Below are 16,568 nucleotides of genomic sequence, written 5' to 3' on the forward strand. Positions count from 1 at the left end.
GCCGCTCCTTCGCCGACCCCGACGACATCGCCTACGCCACCGCCCTCGCGACCAGCCAACTCAACTCCCGTGCGAAGCCATGGATCCGGGGCAGAGCGACACCGCCGACCCGACGACTACGACGCCGATATGTCTACAGAGTTTGAGGAATCCAGCAATAGAACGTATGGCAGAGACGAACGTGGGATCGCCTACGGGACGCGAGTCCTATGGCGACGGAGGCCCCGTAGTAGTCGCCGGAGTCACGACCGGCCAGGGAGGACGGGAAAACCGTCCACAGGGTCAGGGTGAAGGGGGCCAGGTGACTCGGACACATAAAACCCGGGAGGTATGCGAAATGTAGATCGCCGAAACGGCGCTGTGTGTCCTGCGCGAGCAGCCTGAATCGCTCACGCCGTAGTCACTGGAGTGCTGGATGACCAGGAAACCGTCATGTCCGGTTCGGCGGGAGGTCGCGCGGAACAGGGCTCGCCCACGGCGAGGACCTCACCGCGCGGCCGACCCAACCGCCTGGCTCCACCAGTTCAAGCGACTGCGAACCCGGCCTGGAGCCAGTGGCGGCCGGGGGGTGCCCAGCCCAGGAGTCGGCGTGCGCTGCTGTTTGTGGGGCTGCCGTCGGGGCCGAGGTCGCCGCCCGCGTGGACGAAGCGCAGACCCGCCAGGATGGGCGCGAGGCGCGCGCGAGCGTGGTCGGGATACCGTGCCGCGTCGTCGTCGAACTGCGCCAGGGCCGTGCCCTGCTCGTCGGGGGTGGTCATCGAGAGGTAGAACAGGGCCTGGCGCCAGGCATAGGCCATGTCCTTGATGGTCCTCAGCGGGTGCGGGTTGCCGTGGATCCGCGCGGCAAGGCGGCAGGTGGTGGTGAATGCGCTGCGGGCCAGTGCCGCCCAGCCGGACTGCGGGCTCACCCCGACCGGCCCGGCGATGAGGGCGAGGTTGTGCGTGGTGAGGATCTGGGCCTGCTCGATCACTGCGCCGGCCTGGGCGACGGACAGCCATGTCGTCGCGTCGACGCCAGCGCGTTCATGACACAGTGTCGCGAACTGCACAGCGCCGAAGCCGTGCCTGTCCCGGGAGGCGGACTCGTCGACGCCTGCGACACTCGCGTAGTCGATGCCGTAGTAGGCCGCGTACAGGGTTTGGTCGAGGAGTTCGGCTGCGGTCCGGGCCGCGGCAGGGAACTTGGCGGTGAAGGTGCCCATGAAGATGTCGGCCGCGAGCTCCTCCGTCCACGGCAGCGTGAGCCCGGCAGTCCGGGCGAGCGTGGCGAGCTGGCTCACCATCGGGTTGGGCAGCACGGTGCCGGGCCAGCCCTGCAGGGCGAGTTCGCCGAGGTTGGCAAGGGTGCGTGCCGCCGTCTCGCGCACGGGATCGGTGCTCTGGCGGTGCTGTTCGACGGCTCGGACCCAGGGCAGTTCCTCGAAGCGGACCTGGTGCTGCAGGTCGACCAGGAGCACCGAGCGCCGGTTGCTGAATGCTCCGTAGGAGGCGGCCATCAGGCGGCGCAGTCGGGGGTCGGGGTAGGCGGCGGCGCTCGCGGCCGCGACGAGCTGAGGCGTGAGGACGGCCAGCACCTCAGCGGACGGCACGACGCCCGCTGCGATGAGCGTCGGGACGTCAGCGGCCAGCGCCCGGTGCACCAGACGGGCGATGGGCTCGGGCACCTCGGCGCCGACGGGCAGCCCTGTCGCCTCGTACTCGGTAGGGGTGACCGCCACCGTGAAGGTGCGGGCCTGCGGTGTGCCCGTGTCCGGCGGCAGGTCCGCCAGGCGCTCGGCGACCAGCTGGGCCATGGCGTGGTGGGTCGGGCGGGCGGCGTCCGCGGCCTGACGGGCGCGCAGTGCCGCATGCTCGGGCGTACCGGGTACGCCGCGTCGGCGCACCATCGCATCGACGGCGTGCTGCACCAGTCCGCGGCGACGCGCATCCAGGTCGCCTCCGGCAACCAGGTCTTCCAGCGCGGTCCGCAGGATGAACGAGTTCTCCCTCGGGCGGCGGTGCTTGCCGCAACGGGTGTGTTCGGCGGCCAGGGCGCGGTAGCGCTCCAGCAACGCGGCCGCGTACTGCCTCCACTCCGGCCTGGGGGCCCTGGCCAGGACGCGGCCGTTGCGCACGGTCTTCAGCCAGTGCTCGAGCAGTTCGTCGGCGAAGGGATTCCACACGGTCAGCGCCTCGTTCATCGCCTCGACCCCGGCATGCGGGCGCCGCTGCTGCAGCCGGCGGCGCACCTCTTTGACCGTCCAGCGGAACACTATGCCGCTGTCGGACCCAGATGGCGCGGCAGGCACCGGCTGCGGCAGGAACCGCAGGCGGTCGGCGAACGGCTCCAGAACGTCGAGGAGTTCCAGTGCGGTCGCGGTCTCCCCGCGATCGGCGAGCCAGGCAACGGTGAGCAGGGCGGCCTCTTCGGGCAGCTCGACGGCGTAACCGCCCGATTCCAGCAGGTCCGTCAGCCCGGCGAGGCCCGTCGTGGTCAGGGCATGCGCGAACAGGGCACGCCGCTCGGCCGGCAGACCGGCTCGGTGCGCGGCTACGGCTTCGTGCGCACGCAGCGGCCCGCTCGCGGCCGGCGTGCCGGTGGCGAAACCGCCACGGACCACCTGCGGGGTGACCCATGCAGGCAGGCCGGCCACGGGAGTGCGCGACCCCACGGTCAGCGTGCCGTCGGCCATGCCGGCCAGAACCTTCCGCCAGCGCTCCACACGCTCCCCGGCGCTGGCGCGCACCCCTCGGTCGTGGTGAGTCAGGGCCGTGGTGAAGGCCCTGGCCAACTCGCCCAGCGGGTAGCCATGCGGAACTTCCACAGGTCCCCGACCAGGCGTGGTCGCGTCGTGGCCGTCGTTGTGGTCGGAGTCGTTCGTGTCCATAGCCGGCGTGGCGGGCTCTGCCCCCGCGCCCTCCGGGTCCCGAGCCCGGTGCTCTCCTGACTGAGCTACACGCCGTTGCGCCTGGCGAGCCTACGGGCTGGGCACCATTCCTGGCCATCGACTTCCTTGTCACCCTCGGCGCGCACACGGAGGGCCGCTCGTTTGACAGTCCCGACGCGGGGCCGGCCGTCAGTTCGGGGCGGCGAGCGGGGGTGTTTGTCCGGGTGTCTCGCATGCGACAGCGGTGGACGGGACGGGTCATTGCCCAGGGTGTTGTCCGGGGCCTTCGGCGTGGGGCGCGAGAGGGGTGGGGGAGAGGGCCGACTCTTCCTCTCCCGGTTCGAGGAGGGTGTCGGCCCGGCCGACGATGAGCGGGTCCGGCGTTCCGACGGCCTCGGTGTTCTTGCTGGTGTAGTCGACGCGGGCGAGGAGACTGCGCATGGCTTCGAGGCGGGCCCGGCGCTTGTCGTTGCTCTTCACGACGGTCCAGGGCGCGTATTCGGTATCAGTGGCACGGAACATCTCGATCTTCGCGATGGTGTAGTCGTCCCAGCGATCCAGCGAGTCGAGGTCGGTGGGGGAGAGTTTCCACTGCCGCACAGGGTCGACCCGGCGGATGGCGAAGCGGGTGCGCTGCTCGCTTCGCGAGACGGAGAACCAGAACTTCACCAGCACGATGCCCGCTTCGATGAGCATCTCCTCGAAGCGCGGGCACTGCTGGAGGAACAGTTCGTACTCGACCTTTGTGCAGTAGTTCATGACACGCTCCACACCCGCCCGGTTGTACCAGGAGCGGTCGAAGAACACGATCTCGCCCGGTGAGGGCAGGTGCACCGTGTAGCGCTGGAAGTACCACTGACCCGCTTCTCGCTCGGTGGGCCTGTCCAGGGCGACGATGCGGGCGCTGCGGGGATTGAGCCGTTCGGTGAACCGGTGGATCGTGCCGCCCTTGCCCGCGGCGTCACGTCCTTCGCAGACGATGACCATGCGGGCACCCGTGTCCTTCGCCCAGCGCTGCAGCTTGAGCATCTCGATCTGCAGGACCCGCTTCTGCCGCTCGTACTCCTTGCGCCGGACCTTGCGGTCGTAGGGATAGTTCTCCCGCCACGTCGCGATCGGCCGGCCGGCCCCGTCCAGCAGCACCGGCTGCTCCGGTCTGCTCTCGTCCACGGTGAGTCCGTCCAGCAACGCCCTTCGAGCCTCGTCCACCGCTCCACCTCTTTTACGGCACGTGTGATCCCTGCGCGCCCGAGCGCGGTATATGTCCTCTGCGGTTCCCAGAAACCCGCAGGTCAGTCCTAGACGCCGTCGTCCGGAGCCATCGTCTCGCTGAACCCGATGGCGAACGCTTTGAGCGCGCGGTTGAGCCGTGGGGCGAAGTCGAGTGCGACGTGACCCCATTGCGGTTCCTGTTCGTACAGCGCCGCGAGGGTGGGAGTGGGATGGGACACCTGCCAGAAGCCGGAGGCCAGTGTGATCGCCACGGCCAGCAGATTGCTGATCTGTTCGAGCGTCATGCTGCTCGCGCGGTCCAGCGCGGTGGCGATCTCGTCGTGCGCGGCGAAGGCGTTGGTCTTGTACCGGCGGGCCCGTTCGATGTCGACGTCGCCTTCGAGGTGCAACGTGACGTGGGTCAGCAGGTCGCAGAAGACCGGTAGCGCGACCAGGGTCTCGCTGACGACCGCCGCGGTCGGTGCGGGCCCCAGCCCGGTGCGGCCGTCGAGCTCACCCTTGATCGCGTCGCGCCATTGTCCCCAGCCTCGTTCGGCCAGTTCGAGGAGCAGCTCCTCCTTGCTGGCGAAGTAGCGCCGTACGCCGGTGCGGTGCAGACCGGCCCGCTCGGTGACCGGCGCCAGTGTGACGTACCGGACGCCCCCGAGGTCGAGCGCGAGTGCTTCCGCCGCCTTCAGCAGATCTTCCGAGCGACGTGTCTTGTCTTCCGCCGACCGAGCCCTTTGGTGCATGCCGAAATCTTAACGCACGCAGAGATGCGCTAATCGCAGGGCGGTGGTACGGTCGAGTTAACGCATCATGACGTGCGTTAACTGTGAAGGGAGCCACCATGAAGGCCGTACGAGCCGGCCAGTTCGGCGCACCGGGCGTCCTCACCGTCACCGACCTGCCGGATCCCACCCCTGGGCCCGGTCAGATCGCGATCGACGTCACCCACGCCGCCGTCGGACTCATCGACGTCTACATGCGGCAGGGCCTGTTCAAGGACACCCCCGGGCTGCCGCAGCCGCCGTACGTTCCCGGTCTGGAGGTAGCCGGCACCGTGCGCGCACTCGGCGAGGGCGTCACCGGCTTCACCGTCGGCGAGAAGGTGGTGGCCCTGTCCTCCTACGGGACAGGTGGATACGCGTCCGTGTACGTCACCGACCAAACACGGGTCGTGTCGACGCAGGACTACGACATCGATCCCGCCCTCGCCGTCGCCGTCGTTCCCAACGCGCTCATGGCCCACATCGCGCTCACCCGAGCCATCAGCATGTCCGCGGGGGAAAGCGTCCTCATCCACGGCGCGCTGGGCGGGCTGGCCGCCGCCTTCCCCGGCATCGCCCGACAGCTCGGCGCATCCCGGGTGGTCGGCACGGTCCGCTCCGAGAGGACGGGCGCGGCGGCCGCCGGCAGGCTGCCCTACGACACCATCGTCGACTCCACTCAACTGCCCGACGTGCTCGGGGGCGAGAAGTTCGACGTCATCGTCGACCCCGTCGGCGGGCTCGTCCGTACCCAGAGCCTGGACCTGCTCGCACCCTCGGGCCGTCTCCTGCTGGTCGGCAACGCCAGCGGCGACTGGGACCACGGCATCGACGGCAACCGCATCTGGCAGGGCAACATCACCGTCGCCGGGTTCAACGCCGGCGACTACGTGCCGGCCCACCCCGAGGCCGTTCAGCCCGCCGCCGAGGCCGCGCTGAAGGCGGTCGCGGGCGGACTGGCCGACACCGAGATCGAAGTCCTCCCCTTGGCTGACGCGGCGACCGCACATGAACGGCTCGAGAACCACGCAACCGGCGGCCGCATCGTCCTCACTCCATGAGCGGCAACCACATCCACTGTCGAGGTGCCGGTGCGATGCCGCGCCAGTTGACGTGCTCCCTGGCCTAAAGTCCGGGGATTCCGGCCCGGGTCGTCTGACCCTTCCGGGGCTTCCTGCTTCAACGCGCTGTGCGGGCACATGTGCCCGTCTTACCGGCGCTCCACAGGCGTTCAGAGGGCGTCTGAAAAGCCCGTCAGCGGGCCTCTTTCGCGAGACGACGCACCAGTAGCATGGCCATGGCGAGGTAGACGGCGTTCTCCGAGCGGACGCGCAGATACTCGTAGTCCTTCGACAGGCGGCGGCATCGTCCCAGCCAGGCGAACGTCCGCTCCACCACCCAGCGGCGCGGGATCACCGCGAACTGGGGAACTGCTGGTGGTGGTGCCTCCGCCCGAGCCCAGGTTGAGTGGAAACCACCGTCGCGGCGCTGCACGATCTCCACGGTGATACCGGTGGCCTCCCGGGCCCAGGCGTGGAAGTCAGCACCGCGATAACCCTGGTCCGCCCACACGTGCCGCAGGCGAGGGAAGGTATCGGCAGCATGTGAGAAGAGCACCACAGCGCCATCGCGGTCACCCACACCGGCCGGGCTCACGCAGGTGACCAGGACAGTGCCGCAGGTGTCGACAAGAAGGTCGCGCTTGATGCCGCTGACCTTCTTGCCGCCGTCGTAACCATGGAGGCCACCACGTTCACTGGCCCGGACAGTCTGGCTGTCCACGATGGCCGCACTGGGAGTGGGATCCCGGCCCGGCTGCACGCGCTCGCATTCGCGCAGCGCCGTCAGTATCGGCTCCCACGCGCCGTCCATCTGCCAGCGCCGCCAGTAGTGGTAGAGACGGTCTGCCACGGCGGTAAGTCATGCGGCAGCAGCCTCCAGGCACAGCCTGCCCGCAACCAGTACGCCAGTGCGTCGAGGATCTCCCTCCGCGAGTGCTTCGCCGACCGACCACCGGCCTTGACCGCCGGAACCAGCGGACCGAGGATCTCCCACTCCGGATCCGACAGATCCGTCGAGTATCGGGTACGCAGCCCGCACACCCCAGCCCCCGAAAATGCGTCACCACCCCGCTACCAGGTGACTTGCCCGCTGACGGGCTTTTCAGACGCCCTCTGGTACATCGCGGACGCTGACCCGGGCGCGCTCCGAGGTCGTGAGTCGGGCGTGCGGCGGGAGGCTTCCGGCGTGGTCTACCGCTGATCGAACCGGCGTCGGGTCTCGTCGTCGGCTGGCAGGAACGTCTCCAGATGCAGCCCTTCCAAGGCGGCATCGGTAGCGGTGCTGAGGGTGGCGGAGGTGCTGAAGAACCGGAGCGGGGTGCCGTCCACATCGATTTCGAGGGTGATCACTGGTCCTGTGAGGGGGGTGGCGGCATCGGATTTGTCGAGGTACCCGGCGATCTCTGCGGCTAGCTCGTGGTGGCGCTGGTCATGGGTGCGCTCGGCACGGTGGCTCACCTGCTGCAGCAGATGGCTGCCCCACTCCGTACGATTGCGGATCCGGCCGGCCAGCCCGTCCGGATGCAGACAGACCCGGACCACATTGATCGGCGGCTCCAGCAGTTCCGGCGCGCAACCGGCCAGGAGCTGATCAACGGCAGCGTTGGCGTCGACGATGTCCCAGTGATCGTCCAACAGCAGCGCGGGGTACGGCAGGTGGGCGTCGAGGAGTCGGCGCAGGCCGTCCATCACTACTGCGATCGACGCGTCGTCCAGTTGGTGATCCTGATAGCGCGGTGCGTATCCGGCGGCCAGCAGAAGCTGGTTGCGATCGCGCAGCGGCACATCCAGGTTGTCGGAGAGGTGCATGAGCATCTCCGGTGTCGGGTGTGCCTTTCCGGTCTCCACCCGGCTGAGGTGCCGGGTGGAGACCCGCGAACGGTTGGACAACTCCTGCTGGCTGAACCGGCGTCGTTCACGCCAGGTCCGCAGCAGCGCACCGACCGGCGGGACTTCGGCTGCAACGCTCATGCCTGCGAGTCTAAGTCGCCGTGTCCGGGGTGCCATGACCTGTGAGGTCATGGATCGGATGACCGGCCCGGGCCAGGATCTGGGGCATCAGCCGATCGAGACGAACGGGAGAGATGAACATGAAGGGCATCGTCCAGCAGTACCTGGCCACCTGGAACGCGACCGGTGACGAGCGGGCGGCGTTGATCTCCGAGTACTGGTCGCCCGAGGCGACCTACACCGATCCGCTGGCCGAGGTCTGCGGCCATGAGGGGATCGCCGCGGTCGTCGACGGCGTCCAGGCGCAGTTTCCGGGGTTTGTCTTCACCGAGGTCGGTGAGGCCGACGCTCACCATCGTCAGGTGCGATTCCGCTGGGGCCTGGGTCCGGAGGGAGCCGAGCCGCTGGTGATCGGGTTCGACGTCCTGGTGCTGGACGAGTCGGGCCGGATCCAGGACGTGCACGGTTTCCTGGACAAGGTGCCGGCCTGACGGCGCCGCGCGGGTACGCGATCGGTCACCTGGAGAACGCCGGCATCTGCCCGGGGACCGCGGAGTACCTCGAGCGGATCGAGGCCACGATGGCACCGTACGGCGGACGCTTCCTCGTGCACGGCGGACGGCTCGTCGTGCACGAGGGAACCTGCAACGGCGGCATCGTGATACTCGAGTTCCCCGATCCGACCCGCGCACAGGAGCGGTACGAGTCACCGGACCACCAGGCGGTCCTGCCGCTCCGCACGGAGCACGCGACCTCAATGGTCGCACTGGTCGAGGGGGTACCCGACAGCTATCGCGCAAGCGACAAGATCCGGCAACTGTTCCCGCTTCAGAACGCCCCGGCCGGGCCGACGAACCGAGCGCGGAGCGGGCACTCGGCGGTGCCCCGCAGCTTCCCGTCGACGTCGCCGTGAACGATCCCGATCACCTGGCACCGCAGATCGGGATGTTCGGCGACGTCGGCGGGCAGCATCGCCGGCTCGATGCCGAGCGGTCGAGCGCGTGCGCGACCTGGTGAGACACTCCCGGCGGTACATCAGACAGTCGGCGAGGTCCCGCCAACATCGGGGAGCGCGCAGCCTCGCACGGGCCACAGCATGTCGCTCGGATCGTTGGCGAACAGCGACGTCGACTGCTTGTTTGTGGCTGGTGACGGTGTTCTTCCCGGCGCGTCGCTCACGCCGGTGCCGGTCTCGATGATGTTGCCGCCGAAGGTGAGGCGGTCGACGATGGTCACGCAGAGGCGGGGGCCGGTGAAGGACTTGGTCCAGTCCGGGTCCCCTGAGTCAGAACGGCGGGTCTTCGGAGCAGCCGCCCGCCCAGCGTTCGGCGATCCGCCGGGCACGGAGTTCGCGGGCTGCCACATCGTCCGCGTTTTCTAGGCCACTGATGTCATGGCCCCACGCCGTCAGCGCTTCCAGGACACGATCCCGCTTGTAGCGGTCAGTGCTGGTAGTCAGCAGACGTCGGGCATGGTCGGCCAGTTCGCCCCGGTCGGAAATGAGGACCGGGTGCTCTGACAGGGGTAGGGCGGCGACGAGGGCCGCGTCGCGTACGTCCGTGTTGTCGTGCCCGAGGAGCTGGTGAACCGCGGAGTAGAGGACCGGACGCGGATCCCGAAACGCACGTATGTCCGGACACTCGTCGAGAAACGCGCTGCCCCCGCTGCGTTCGCCGATGGCGACGCACTCGTCGTCTGCGTCGTAGGCGGTGCTGCTGAGCCAGTCCAGTAGTGCCGCGCGGGTGGGGTAGCGCGGTGTCTGGTCAGCGTCCTGCCTGAAGCCGCCGACACCGGTGGCCGGGTGGTTGAGAATCGCCGCGACGTACAGGGCTACGGGCACGGTGGCTTCGTAGATGGTGTTCTGGTGGGTCACTGCCCTCAGCGCGTCGACGACGGCCGCTGCCCTGACAACCGGGTCCGCGTGAAGGAGGCGTGTCAGAGCAGTCGGCAGGAGTTCGGCCGTGCCGGACGGGGTCTCGAGCGAAGCCCAGTCTGTATTGTCAAGAATATCCTGATGGTGCGGTAGTTCGGCGAGGCCAGGTTTGTCGCTCTGGCTACGGCTGTTGGTCACGAGCGGAGGCTATAGCGTCGTGGACCAGCCCTGAGCGGTGTCATGCACAGAGGAGGGCGCGCTTCCGTAGGAGGTTGAGCCCTGCGCGCCCGAACATCTGGCGTTTGAGCATCTTGATGCGGTTCACATGTCCTTCGACAGGACCAGAGTTCCAGGGCAGGGTGAGGCCAGCGGTAACGGCGTCATGGTCTCGGCCGATGCCTGCGGCGAGGGTGTGGAGGCTAAGTGCTTGCAGATCATTAACACGTCAGGTGTTGAACGTGCCGGCCTTGGCGTTGGCACCGTGCTCGCGCATCCACGTCATGCAGACCTGCCGCCCGCGAACTGCCCGGCATCGCACCGGGCCGGGCGGTGGCCGGGTCTCTCATCAGCGTCTCCGAGGACACCTCTCAAGCCCGGCGACACCACCCCCAGGTCATCCGTTCGCCAGAGGGGACGCAGTCATACCGGGCCCGGAGGCCAGCGGCCCCGTTGCAGGACCGCGAAAGACATGACTGTGAGAGTTCTTCTGCGGCTCGGGATGGGTGGCTGCCAGGTGACCGCGGCGTCCGCCCCGGGACGGCGGTCCAAGCGGACGGCTCCGCCCTCGGGATGGGAGGGCGGAGCCGTTTCGCCGGGGGTGCGGCGGGGGTCAGGCGTGGCGGCGGTTTCCGGTGATGACCCGGTACAGGGCGAGGAGGATGAGCGAGCCGACGATGGCGGCGATCCACGTGGAGATGTCGAAGAAGCCGTCGATGGAGTCGACGCCGAAGATGACCTTGCCGAGCCAGCCGCCGAGGAGACCACCCGCGATGCCGATGAGCATCGTGATGATGATGCCGCCCGGGTCCCTGCCGGGCATGAGCGCCTTGGCGATGATGCCGGCGAGCAGTCCGATGAGTATCCAGGCGATGATGCCCATGATGCGTGTCTCCTACCTGGTCGTATAAGGATTGTGTCAAAGGACCGTGTGACCTGTGCCGGCGATTTCAAACCCGCGCGTTGGCTGGAGGACGTCTGTCGAGGAGGTTCGCGGATCCGTGAGCCGACCGTGTGCCGGGAGTCGGCGCACGGATACCGCCTTGCGCGTCGTCGCCGACGGTTCACCTCGCCGGACGGGCTGGGCGTGAACGACCGGCGCCGCCAGAACCCGCGCTTCAAGGGGCCGACTTGGAGGCGAACCTGCGGCCGACGGCGAAGGCCAAGGAGATCGCCGCCGAGAAGGACATGCCCCGGCCCAGCCGGCCATCGCCTGGGTGCCGGCCCAGGGCGAGGATCTGGTGCCGGTCCCGGCACCAAGCGCCACACCTGCCTGGAGCAGAACGCCACCGTGCTCGACATCGCGCTGACCGAGGACGACCTGGCCGCATCGACGCGGAACCCCTGAGGCGGCGGGGGAGTGCTGTGGCGAAGCAGGGACGCGAGCTGTCGATCGCTGGTGACCGGGAAGGTCTGCCGGGTCGGCGGCTCCGACGACCGGATGTGCGGTGACGTCCGATCCGACCGTCGGGGCGTGGTGGTCGAGCCTGTCCCGTGCAGGCAGTTCGGTCTGGCCGCGTTCGTAGCGATGCGGGATGAGTAATAGGCCGGTGCCCCTGGAGGCGCCGGCCGCGATGACCGTGGTCTGGCCGGCGGCTGCCTTCGCAGCAGGCTGGCCGGGCAAGCTCGTCATCCTTTGGGCTGGACCGGGCCGGTGCGAGAGCTGCTCGGTCGATGTGCGAGGTTCAGATGGAAGTCTCGCCCTCCGGGACTCTGCCGTGAAGAACTGTTTTGAATGATCCGTCAGCGATGCGCACGGCACAGGAGAAGCGGGGTCGCCCGGAAAGTCTCCGGGCGGCCCCGCTTCCTGGGTGATGCCGCGGTCAGATGCGTCGGTGGTTCTGGTAGTAGCCGCCGACCTGCTCGTGGTAGTCGGCATCGCCGATGTGCTTGTCCTTGTCGAACTCGGGGGAGTCCTTGATCTGGTCCTTGGTGAGGTCGACGTAGATCTTCCGCTCCTCGTGGTCGACCCGCTGCACGGTTCCGGCCGGCAGCAGAACGTGCTTGCCGAAGATCCACACGCCGGTGTCGACGACGAGGTACGAGGAGCTGACATCGTCCGAGTGCTTGTCGACCTTGCCGATGCTGCCGTCGGTCGCCTCGACCTTGTACCCGGTCAGGTCGGTGCCCGCGGTGCGGCCGGCGGTCGGCTGGTAGCTCCAGATGCTGTCGCTCATAAAATATCTCCCTCATCGAAACTCATTGCCCCGCAGTCGAGCCGAGGCTTTTCAAGCGTCACCGAATTCGCTGACGTCTGATCAGAAAGCCCGGTTCCCCGACTTTCGGCCTGTACGCATGCACATTGTGAAAGAGCGGGGATGGCCGGAGGGGACGCGCTGGAGGCCATGGTTCCTGGCGCCACGACCGGCCTCCGGCCTTGACCTCCGACTACCCCGAAGCGAAAGGACCACTCGGCCTGCCGCTTTCGTCTCCGCGACAACGGGACCACGGAATGTGGGTGGGTCCCGGCGCCGGGACCCACCCACATCAATGCTCTGCTCGGGTCCGCTTACCAGCGGTACCACCGTCCGCGCTTGCCGCCGCTGCCCGCAGGGCGGATCACGAATCCGAGTGCCCACACGATGAGCACGATGACGGCGATCCACCACAGCGCCTTGAGAGCGAAACCGGCACCGAAGAGGAGCAGGGCAAGCAGGAGAACGAGAAGAACGGGAACCATAGTTATAACCTCCGACGCCTCGTGTGCCCGGCTGACTGAACTTCATTCCTGCGGATCCATGCACTGCTTAAGGGGGTTGAGGCTGAGAAATGACGTGCGGCAGCCTTCCGGTTTGAGAGGGAAATCCAGGGTGAGATGAAGGAGCACATTGACTTCGAGCGAGAAGGGTGACGCTTGTGGCTGCGGATGAGAAGGCTCAGGCCAAGGGCGAGCAGATCGAGGGCAAGGTCAAGAAGGCTGTCGGCGGCGCGGTCGGCAACGAGTCGCTGAAGGCCGAGGGGCGCGCCGAGGAGGCCAAGGGGAACCTCCGCGAGACCAAGGAGAAGACCAAGGACGCCGTCAAGCGCCGGTAGCGGCAGCGTCTGTCTCTGGGTCCGGCACCCGCCACGGGTGCCGGACCCAGAGCTGTTCTGCCCCACCCGCAGCCCCCGGCAGCCGGTTGACCTCGCGTCAGCACGCGTGCGCTGCTTTCCGGTCACACGGGCGCGGCGGCCCCGGCCGGCGCGCAACCGGCTGAGCGCGTTCCGGTCCCCGGCCGCGTCACCCATCCCGCCTGTCCCTTCCTCCTTCACTCCAGCCAAGGGACATGGGCAGAGCAGCCGCAACGGGATGTCGGCAGGTCGGCCACGTTTCAAAACGGCGTGGTGACCTGCGCGGACACGGGGACGGTCTGCGGGCCGCGCATCAGCAGGTGCAACTCTTGGCGCAACCTCGTGCTCCTGGTCGGCCGGGGCGACCGGTCACGCGGCCCGGAGTATTCGATCAATGGGGTGGGCGGAAAAGTGTTTGTCGCGAGGTCGGACGTCGACGATGATCGCCTCATGACGATCAGAAAGGGTCATGCCGTCTAGGCACCCCGCTTCGCTCTCCACCGCTCGCGCGCCGCCGGCCGCCGTCCACCGCAGCGTTCGATGGCCGTGACCGCCCACCCAGGAGAGCCCGCCCGTGCAGAAGAAGACCGCCCTCGTCGCCTACGCCCGCCTTCCCCGAGCGCACCGCGACCGCCACGTCCTGACCAGTACCGTCGACGTCTTCGGCGCCGCCCACTGGCTGCTTGCCGAACGCGCTCCGCAGCCCGGCGGCGATGTCCTGCCCTTCGACGCCCTGGTCGTTTCCGTCGATCCGGGCGGCAACGTCGAACTCACCGAACTGAGCGCCGTGCGCGCCCGCTGGCCGCACCTGGACCGCCTGCCCGACGGCGGGTTCGTCGTCGCCGCGTCCCGCGCCCGCCGGCACGAGGACGCGCACCAGGTCCAGGTCTTCGACGTACTCGGCCGCGAGATCTCGTCCTTCTCCGTCGGGGACGCCATCGAGCACCTGCTCACGGACGAGACCGGCCATATCTGGGTCGGGCACTTCGACGAGAACCCGGCCGGGATCCGCCGCTGGGGCGCCAGGGGCCGGCTCGCCTGGACGTCGGACGGCGCCCGCATCCCCGGTCTCTTCGACTGCTACGCGCTGAACGTGTCGGGCGCTGCCGCCTGGGCGTGTCCCTATACGGACTTCCCGCTCGTCGAGATTCGCCCCGACCGCGCCGGCCGGCCGGTGAGGGTGTGGGCGAACCGCGTACGGGGCGCTTGTGCGGTGGCCGTCCACGGCGAGCGGGTCGCCTTCTACGGCGGCTACGGCGAGGAGCGGAACCGACTCGCTAACGCAGAGCTCACCGAGACATCGGTCGAGCCGACGGACGTCGGTCTGCTCACCCTGCCCGGTGGCCCTCTTCCCGGCCGTCGGCGGGTCGTCGGCCGGGGAAGCAGGATCTACGTCCAGGCCGTGCCGTTCACCGCGTGGGGCGTGTTCGACCTCAGCAGCTGATACCCGGCACTGCAAAAGACCATTGCGGCCCGGCCGCCGACCATCCGAGGGACAGTCCCGCAAGGAGCCTGGCGCGCCGGGGACCGGCGAGCGTCCGACGGTCCTCGGCCGGCCGTCGCTCCTGTGCTGTGCTGATCACCCGTCGGTCCTCCCGCAGGAGCGGACAGGCGCTCTCTTGAACCGGTGCCGCTATCGGTGCCCCTGTCGGGCGGTCCGAGGGCAGTAGTCCGATCATCCCTCGGCGTTCACGACGAAACTGATCGATCGGAGAGACGGTGATCAAGTAGGCTCTCCGCCTGCATTGGATCATGTCCATGACCTTGAGGGGCCTATGGGAAAGATCTCGACTGTTGTCACGGCCACGGCGGCCTGCCTGACGCTCGGCGCCATAGTGACCGGCTGTTCGGGCGACGCCGCAACGGACGGGCGCTCCGCCAAGCAGTTGCTCGACGACGCGTACAAGACCATGAAGTCGCTCACGTCAGTGACCATCGAAGGGGAAACCACCGCCACCGGCGGGGAACGTTCCACCACCCTTCTGACGACCGACCTCAAGAGCACCTGCACATTCAAGTCGTCCTGGGAATCAGGTGCCGCGCTCGAACAGATCCGGATCGGAGAGACGGACTACATCCGGCCGAACCGCGCCTACCTCGATCAGGGGTCGGGGCAGGAGGCGCCGAGTGCGGCGGAGCAGGACCGCTGGATCAAGACATCGTCCAGTAAGTCGGTGCCTGGCGACGGGCTTTCCGACTGCACCTGGGCGTTCGACGCGTTCGGCAAGGCGAAGAAGAGCGAACCGACCGAGGTCGACGGCCGCCCGGCCATCGCGCTGGTGGTGACCGACGTAAAGGACAAGGGTGGCACCTACACGTTCCACGTCGCCACAGAGGGCAAGCCCTACCTGCTCAAGGTCGAGTACAAGGGCACCGACTTCCGCACCACAACCACGTTCAGCGCCTTCGAGGAGCCCCTGAAAGTGGATCCGCCGGACGGTGACGAGCTGTTGGACCTGAGCGGCATCGGAGGCTGAGCGGGTCCCCGAGCCGTGCCCGGATCCGGTCGGGCCGCGGTGTCCTCCGTCTGTCGAGCAGCGCCAGTCGGGCCTTCCGCATCCCCGAACCACCGAGAGGCGTCTGCCTTCATGCGCGTACCGCCGGAAGATCACTTCGGCCGGACGTCTGTTCGGCCTGCACGTTCCATGAAGAGTTGAGATACGGCTTCTGACCCGACATGAGACGCCCGCCGTGAGCAGTCGGGGTCCTTTTCTTCCTTCGGTCCCCGCTTCCCGGCGGGGCCGGAGCGCGTCCAGGGTGGCCGCCCATGGGCACAGCCAGGCCGCAAGCTGCACGCCGAGGGCAAGGGCCGCAACGAGATCGCCAGTCGGCGAGGCATCATCGCGAGGCGCAGGGTGTAGGCGTGGCGCTGTGACGGCTCCGTAACGGCACATTCGAGCGCGGCTACCGTCAGTGCTCCCAGTGCTCGGGCCCGCCGCCGCGCATCACCGAGACCATGCCACCAGCCTCCGGCCTTGAGGGGTGGGAGGGCGCACTGGGCTACTCCACGGCCGGGTCTTCCTGTGAGTGCCGCACCGCCTTCTTCGCGGCCTGCTCGACCTCGTGCCGGGACATGGTCACGTCGTCACGGTCTGTGTACTCGGTCACCGCGGCCTGAAACGCCTCGGTCGCCGTACGCCAGGCCCGCCACTGCTTTTCGTACTCCTCGTCGGTGAGGCCGGCCATCTTGGCGCGCTGGGTCTCCGCCATGCACTCCAGCTTGATCAGATCATCAGGGATATCAGCCACGACCTGGGATCTTAGGTTGGGCAGGCGCGAGCATTGGACAAGGCGCGCGGCGAGGATTGGGTGAAGGAACCGGGTGGGGGCGCGAGAGCGTCCACCTGATGCACGAACCTAACGAATCGCCACTACTGAAGCCACTTGTGCGGCATGAGCTCGACAGCCACACCCAGCATCCCTGGGTCTCCCGTTCCTACGAGTGACCGGAACCAACCCACCAACAACGTAAGGAACTTGAACTCGTGATGTCGGCCGTGTCGCGGAGCCCGCTGGGCGGTGGCCGTTCGGGATCAAGAGCGTGACTGCAGCCAGGGACGCGCGGCGG

General features: G+C 68.2%; 16 protein-coding genes, 1 tRNA gene and 3 pseudogenes. 7 read left to right on the forward strand and 13 right to left on the reverse strand.

From position 1 onward, the window contains the following. Positions 1 to 524: 524 nt before the first annotated feature. The 4 genes from ACZ60B_RS40915 to ACZ60B_RS40930 form a co-directional block, all read right to left on the reverse strand. Positions 525 to 2,804 (reverse strand): hypothetical protein, encoded by a 2,280-nt coding sequence (locus ACZ60B_RS40915; protein ID WP_469396690.1) that lies wholly within the window; start codon positions 2,802 to 2,804, stop codon positions 525 to 527. Between the two features lie 65 nt (positions 2,805 to 2,869). Beyond that, positions 2,870 to 2,942: transfer RNA gene (locus ACZ60B_RS40920), tRNA-Pro, on the reverse strand. 183 nt (positions 2,943 to 3,125) lie between these two features. Further along, positions 3,126 to 4,076 (reverse strand): polyphosphate kinase 2, encoded by a 951-nt coding sequence (gene ppk2 / locus ACZ60B_RS40925; protein ID WP_469396692.1) that lies wholly within the window; start codon positions 4,074 to 4,076, stop codon positions 3,126 to 3,128. A gap of 89 nt (positions 4,077 to 4,165) precedes the next feature. Further along, a complete protein-coding gene (locus tag ACZ60B_RS40930) occupies positions 4,166 to 4,831 on the reverse strand; it encodes a TetR family transcriptional regulator (protein ID WP_469396694.1) in 666 nt (221 codons plus the stop codon). A gap of 98 nt (positions 4,832 to 4,929) precedes the next feature. Here ACZ60B_RS40930 and ACZ60B_RS40935 point away from each other — a divergent pair, with 98 nt between their 5' ends. Next, positions 4,930 to 5,910 carry a quinone oxidoreductase family protein gene (locus ACZ60B_RS40935; protein ID WP_469396695.1) on the forward strand — a complete coding sequence of 327 codons (981 nt, stop codon included), beginning with the start codon at positions 4,930 to 4,932 and terminating at the stop codon, positions 5,908 to 5,910. Positions 5,911 to 6,103: 193 nt separating this feature from the next. Here the strand turns inward: ACZ60B_RS40935 and ACZ60B_RS40940 are convergent. Beyond that, a protein-coding gene (locus ACZ60B_RS40940; RefSeq protein ID WP_469396699.1) for an IS5 family transposase occupies positions 6,104 to 6,951 on the reverse strand; the annotation gives its coding sequence in 2 pieces (ribosomal slippage) (positions 6,104 to 6,745 and positions 6,748 to 6,951; 846 coding nt in all). A 150-nt stretch (positions 6,952 to 7,101) separates the two neighbouring features. Continuing rightward, positions 7,102 to 7,881, reverse strand: coding sequence for a helix-turn-helix domain-containing protein (locus tag ACZ60B_RS40945; protein ID WP_469396702.1), 780 nt, complete (start codon positions 7,879 to 7,881; stop codon positions 7,102 to 7,104). A 119-nt stretch (positions 7,882 to 8,000) separates the two neighbouring features. Between ACZ60B_RS40945 and ACZ60B_RS40950 the strand changes: the two genes are divergently transcribed. Both ACZ60B_RS40950 and ACZ60B_RS40955 read left to right on the forward strand, forming a co-directional pair. Continuing rightward, entirely contained in the window at positions 8,001 to 8,351 is a 351-nt protein-coding gene (locus tag ACZ60B_RS40950) for a nuclear transport factor 2 family protein (RefSeq protein ID WP_469396706.1), read from the forward strand. 20 nt (positions 8,352 to 8,371) lie between these two features. Then, entirely contained in the window at positions 8,372 to 8,773 is a 402-nt protein-coding gene (locus ACZ60B_RS40955) for a DUF1330 domain-containing protein (protein WP_469396726.1), read from the forward strand. Between the two features lie 269 nt (positions 8,774 to 9,042). Here ACZ60B_RS40955 and ACZ60B_RS40960 read toward each other — a convergent pair. From ACZ60B_RS40960 to ACZ60B_RS40970, 3 genes and pseudogenes are all read right to left on the reverse strand, one after another. Beyond that, positions 9,043 to 9,129 (reverse strand): annotated as a pseudogene (locus ACZ60B_RS40960) (IS21-like element helper ATPase IstB); the annotation flags it as partial. Positions 9,130 to 9,145: 16 nt separating this feature from the next. After that, the gene (locus ACZ60B_RS40965; RefSeq protein ID WP_469396708.1) at positions 9,146 to 9,931 is read right to left on the reverse strand and encodes a hypothetical protein; all 786 of its coding nucleotides are present in this window, start codon (positions 9,929 to 9,931) and stop codon (positions 9,146 to 9,148) included. A gap of 631 nt (positions 9,932 to 10,562) precedes the next feature. Beyond that, positions 10,563 to 10,832: a GlsB/YeaQ/YmgE family stress response membrane protein gene (locus tag ACZ60B_RS40970; protein WP_469396710.1), complete on the reverse strand. Its 270-nt coding sequence runs from the start codon at positions 10,830 to 10,832 to the stop codon at positions 10,563 to 10,565. A gap of 177 nt (positions 10,833 to 11,009) precedes the next feature. On the opposite strand from ACZ60B_RS40970, the pseudogene ACZ60B_RS40975 reads away from it, so the two are divergent. Next, positions 11,010 to 11,352: pseudogene (locus ACZ60B_RS40975) on the forward strand (aldo/keto reductase); the annotation flags it as partial. A gap of 95 nt (positions 11,353 to 11,447) precedes the next feature. Here ACZ60B_RS40975 and ACZ60B_RS40980 read toward each other — a convergent pair. The 3 genes and pseudogenes from ACZ60B_RS40980 to ACZ60B_RS40990 form a co-directional block, all read right to left on the reverse strand. Further along, positions 11,448 to 11,555, reverse strand: a pseudogene (locus ACZ60B_RS40980) (IS5/IS1182 family transposase); the annotation flags it as partial. 217 nt (positions 11,556 to 11,772) lie between these two features. Then, positions 11,773 to 12,126 (reverse strand): PRC-barrel domain-containing protein, encoded by a 354-nt coding sequence (locus ACZ60B_RS40985; RefSeq protein WP_469396713.1) that lies wholly within the window; start codon positions 12,124 to 12,126, stop codon positions 11,773 to 11,775. 332 nt (positions 12,127 to 12,458) lie between these two features. Continuing rightward, positions 12,459 to 12,629 (reverse strand): hydrophobic protein, encoded by a 171-nt coding sequence (locus ACZ60B_RS40990; RefSeq protein ID WP_469396716.1) that lies wholly within the window; start codon positions 12,627 to 12,629, stop codon positions 12,459 to 12,461. 176 nt (positions 12,630 to 12,805) lie between these two features. Here ACZ60B_RS40990 and ACZ60B_RS40995 point away from each other — a divergent pair, with 176 nt between their 5' ends. The 3 genes from ACZ60B_RS40995 (at position 12,806) to ACZ60B_RS41005 (ending at position 15,477) form a co-directional block, all read left to right on the forward strand. Next, positions 12,806 to 12,982 (forward strand): CsbD family protein, encoded by a 177-nt coding sequence (locus ACZ60B_RS40995; protein ID WP_469396718.1) that lies wholly within the window; start codon positions 12,806 to 12,808, stop codon positions 12,980 to 12,982. Between the two features lie 592 nt (positions 12,983 to 13,574). Then, positions 13,575 to 14,444: a hypothetical protein gene (locus tag ACZ60B_RS41000; RefSeq protein ID WP_469396720.1), complete on the forward strand. Its 870-nt coding sequence runs from the start codon at positions 13,575 to 13,577 to the stop codon at positions 14,442 to 14,444. Between the two features lie 331 nt (positions 14,445 to 14,775). Beyond that, positions 14,776 to 15,477, forward strand: coding sequence for a hypothetical protein (locus tag ACZ60B_RS41005; protein ID WP_469396722.1), 702 nt, complete (start codon positions 14,776 to 14,778; stop codon positions 15,475 to 15,477). A 523-nt stretch (positions 15,478 to 16,000) separates the two neighbouring features. Here ACZ60B_RS41005 and ACZ60B_RS41010 read toward each other — a convergent pair. Then, complete coding sequence (locus ACZ60B_RS41010) at positions 16,001 to 16,249, reverse strand: hypothetical protein (protein WP_469396724.1); 249 nt, start codon at positions 16,247 to 16,249, stop codon at positions 16,001 to 16,003. Positions 16,250 to 16,568: the final 319 nt, after the last annotated feature.

The organism is Streptomyces sp. NPDC104096 (assembly GCF_055584385.1).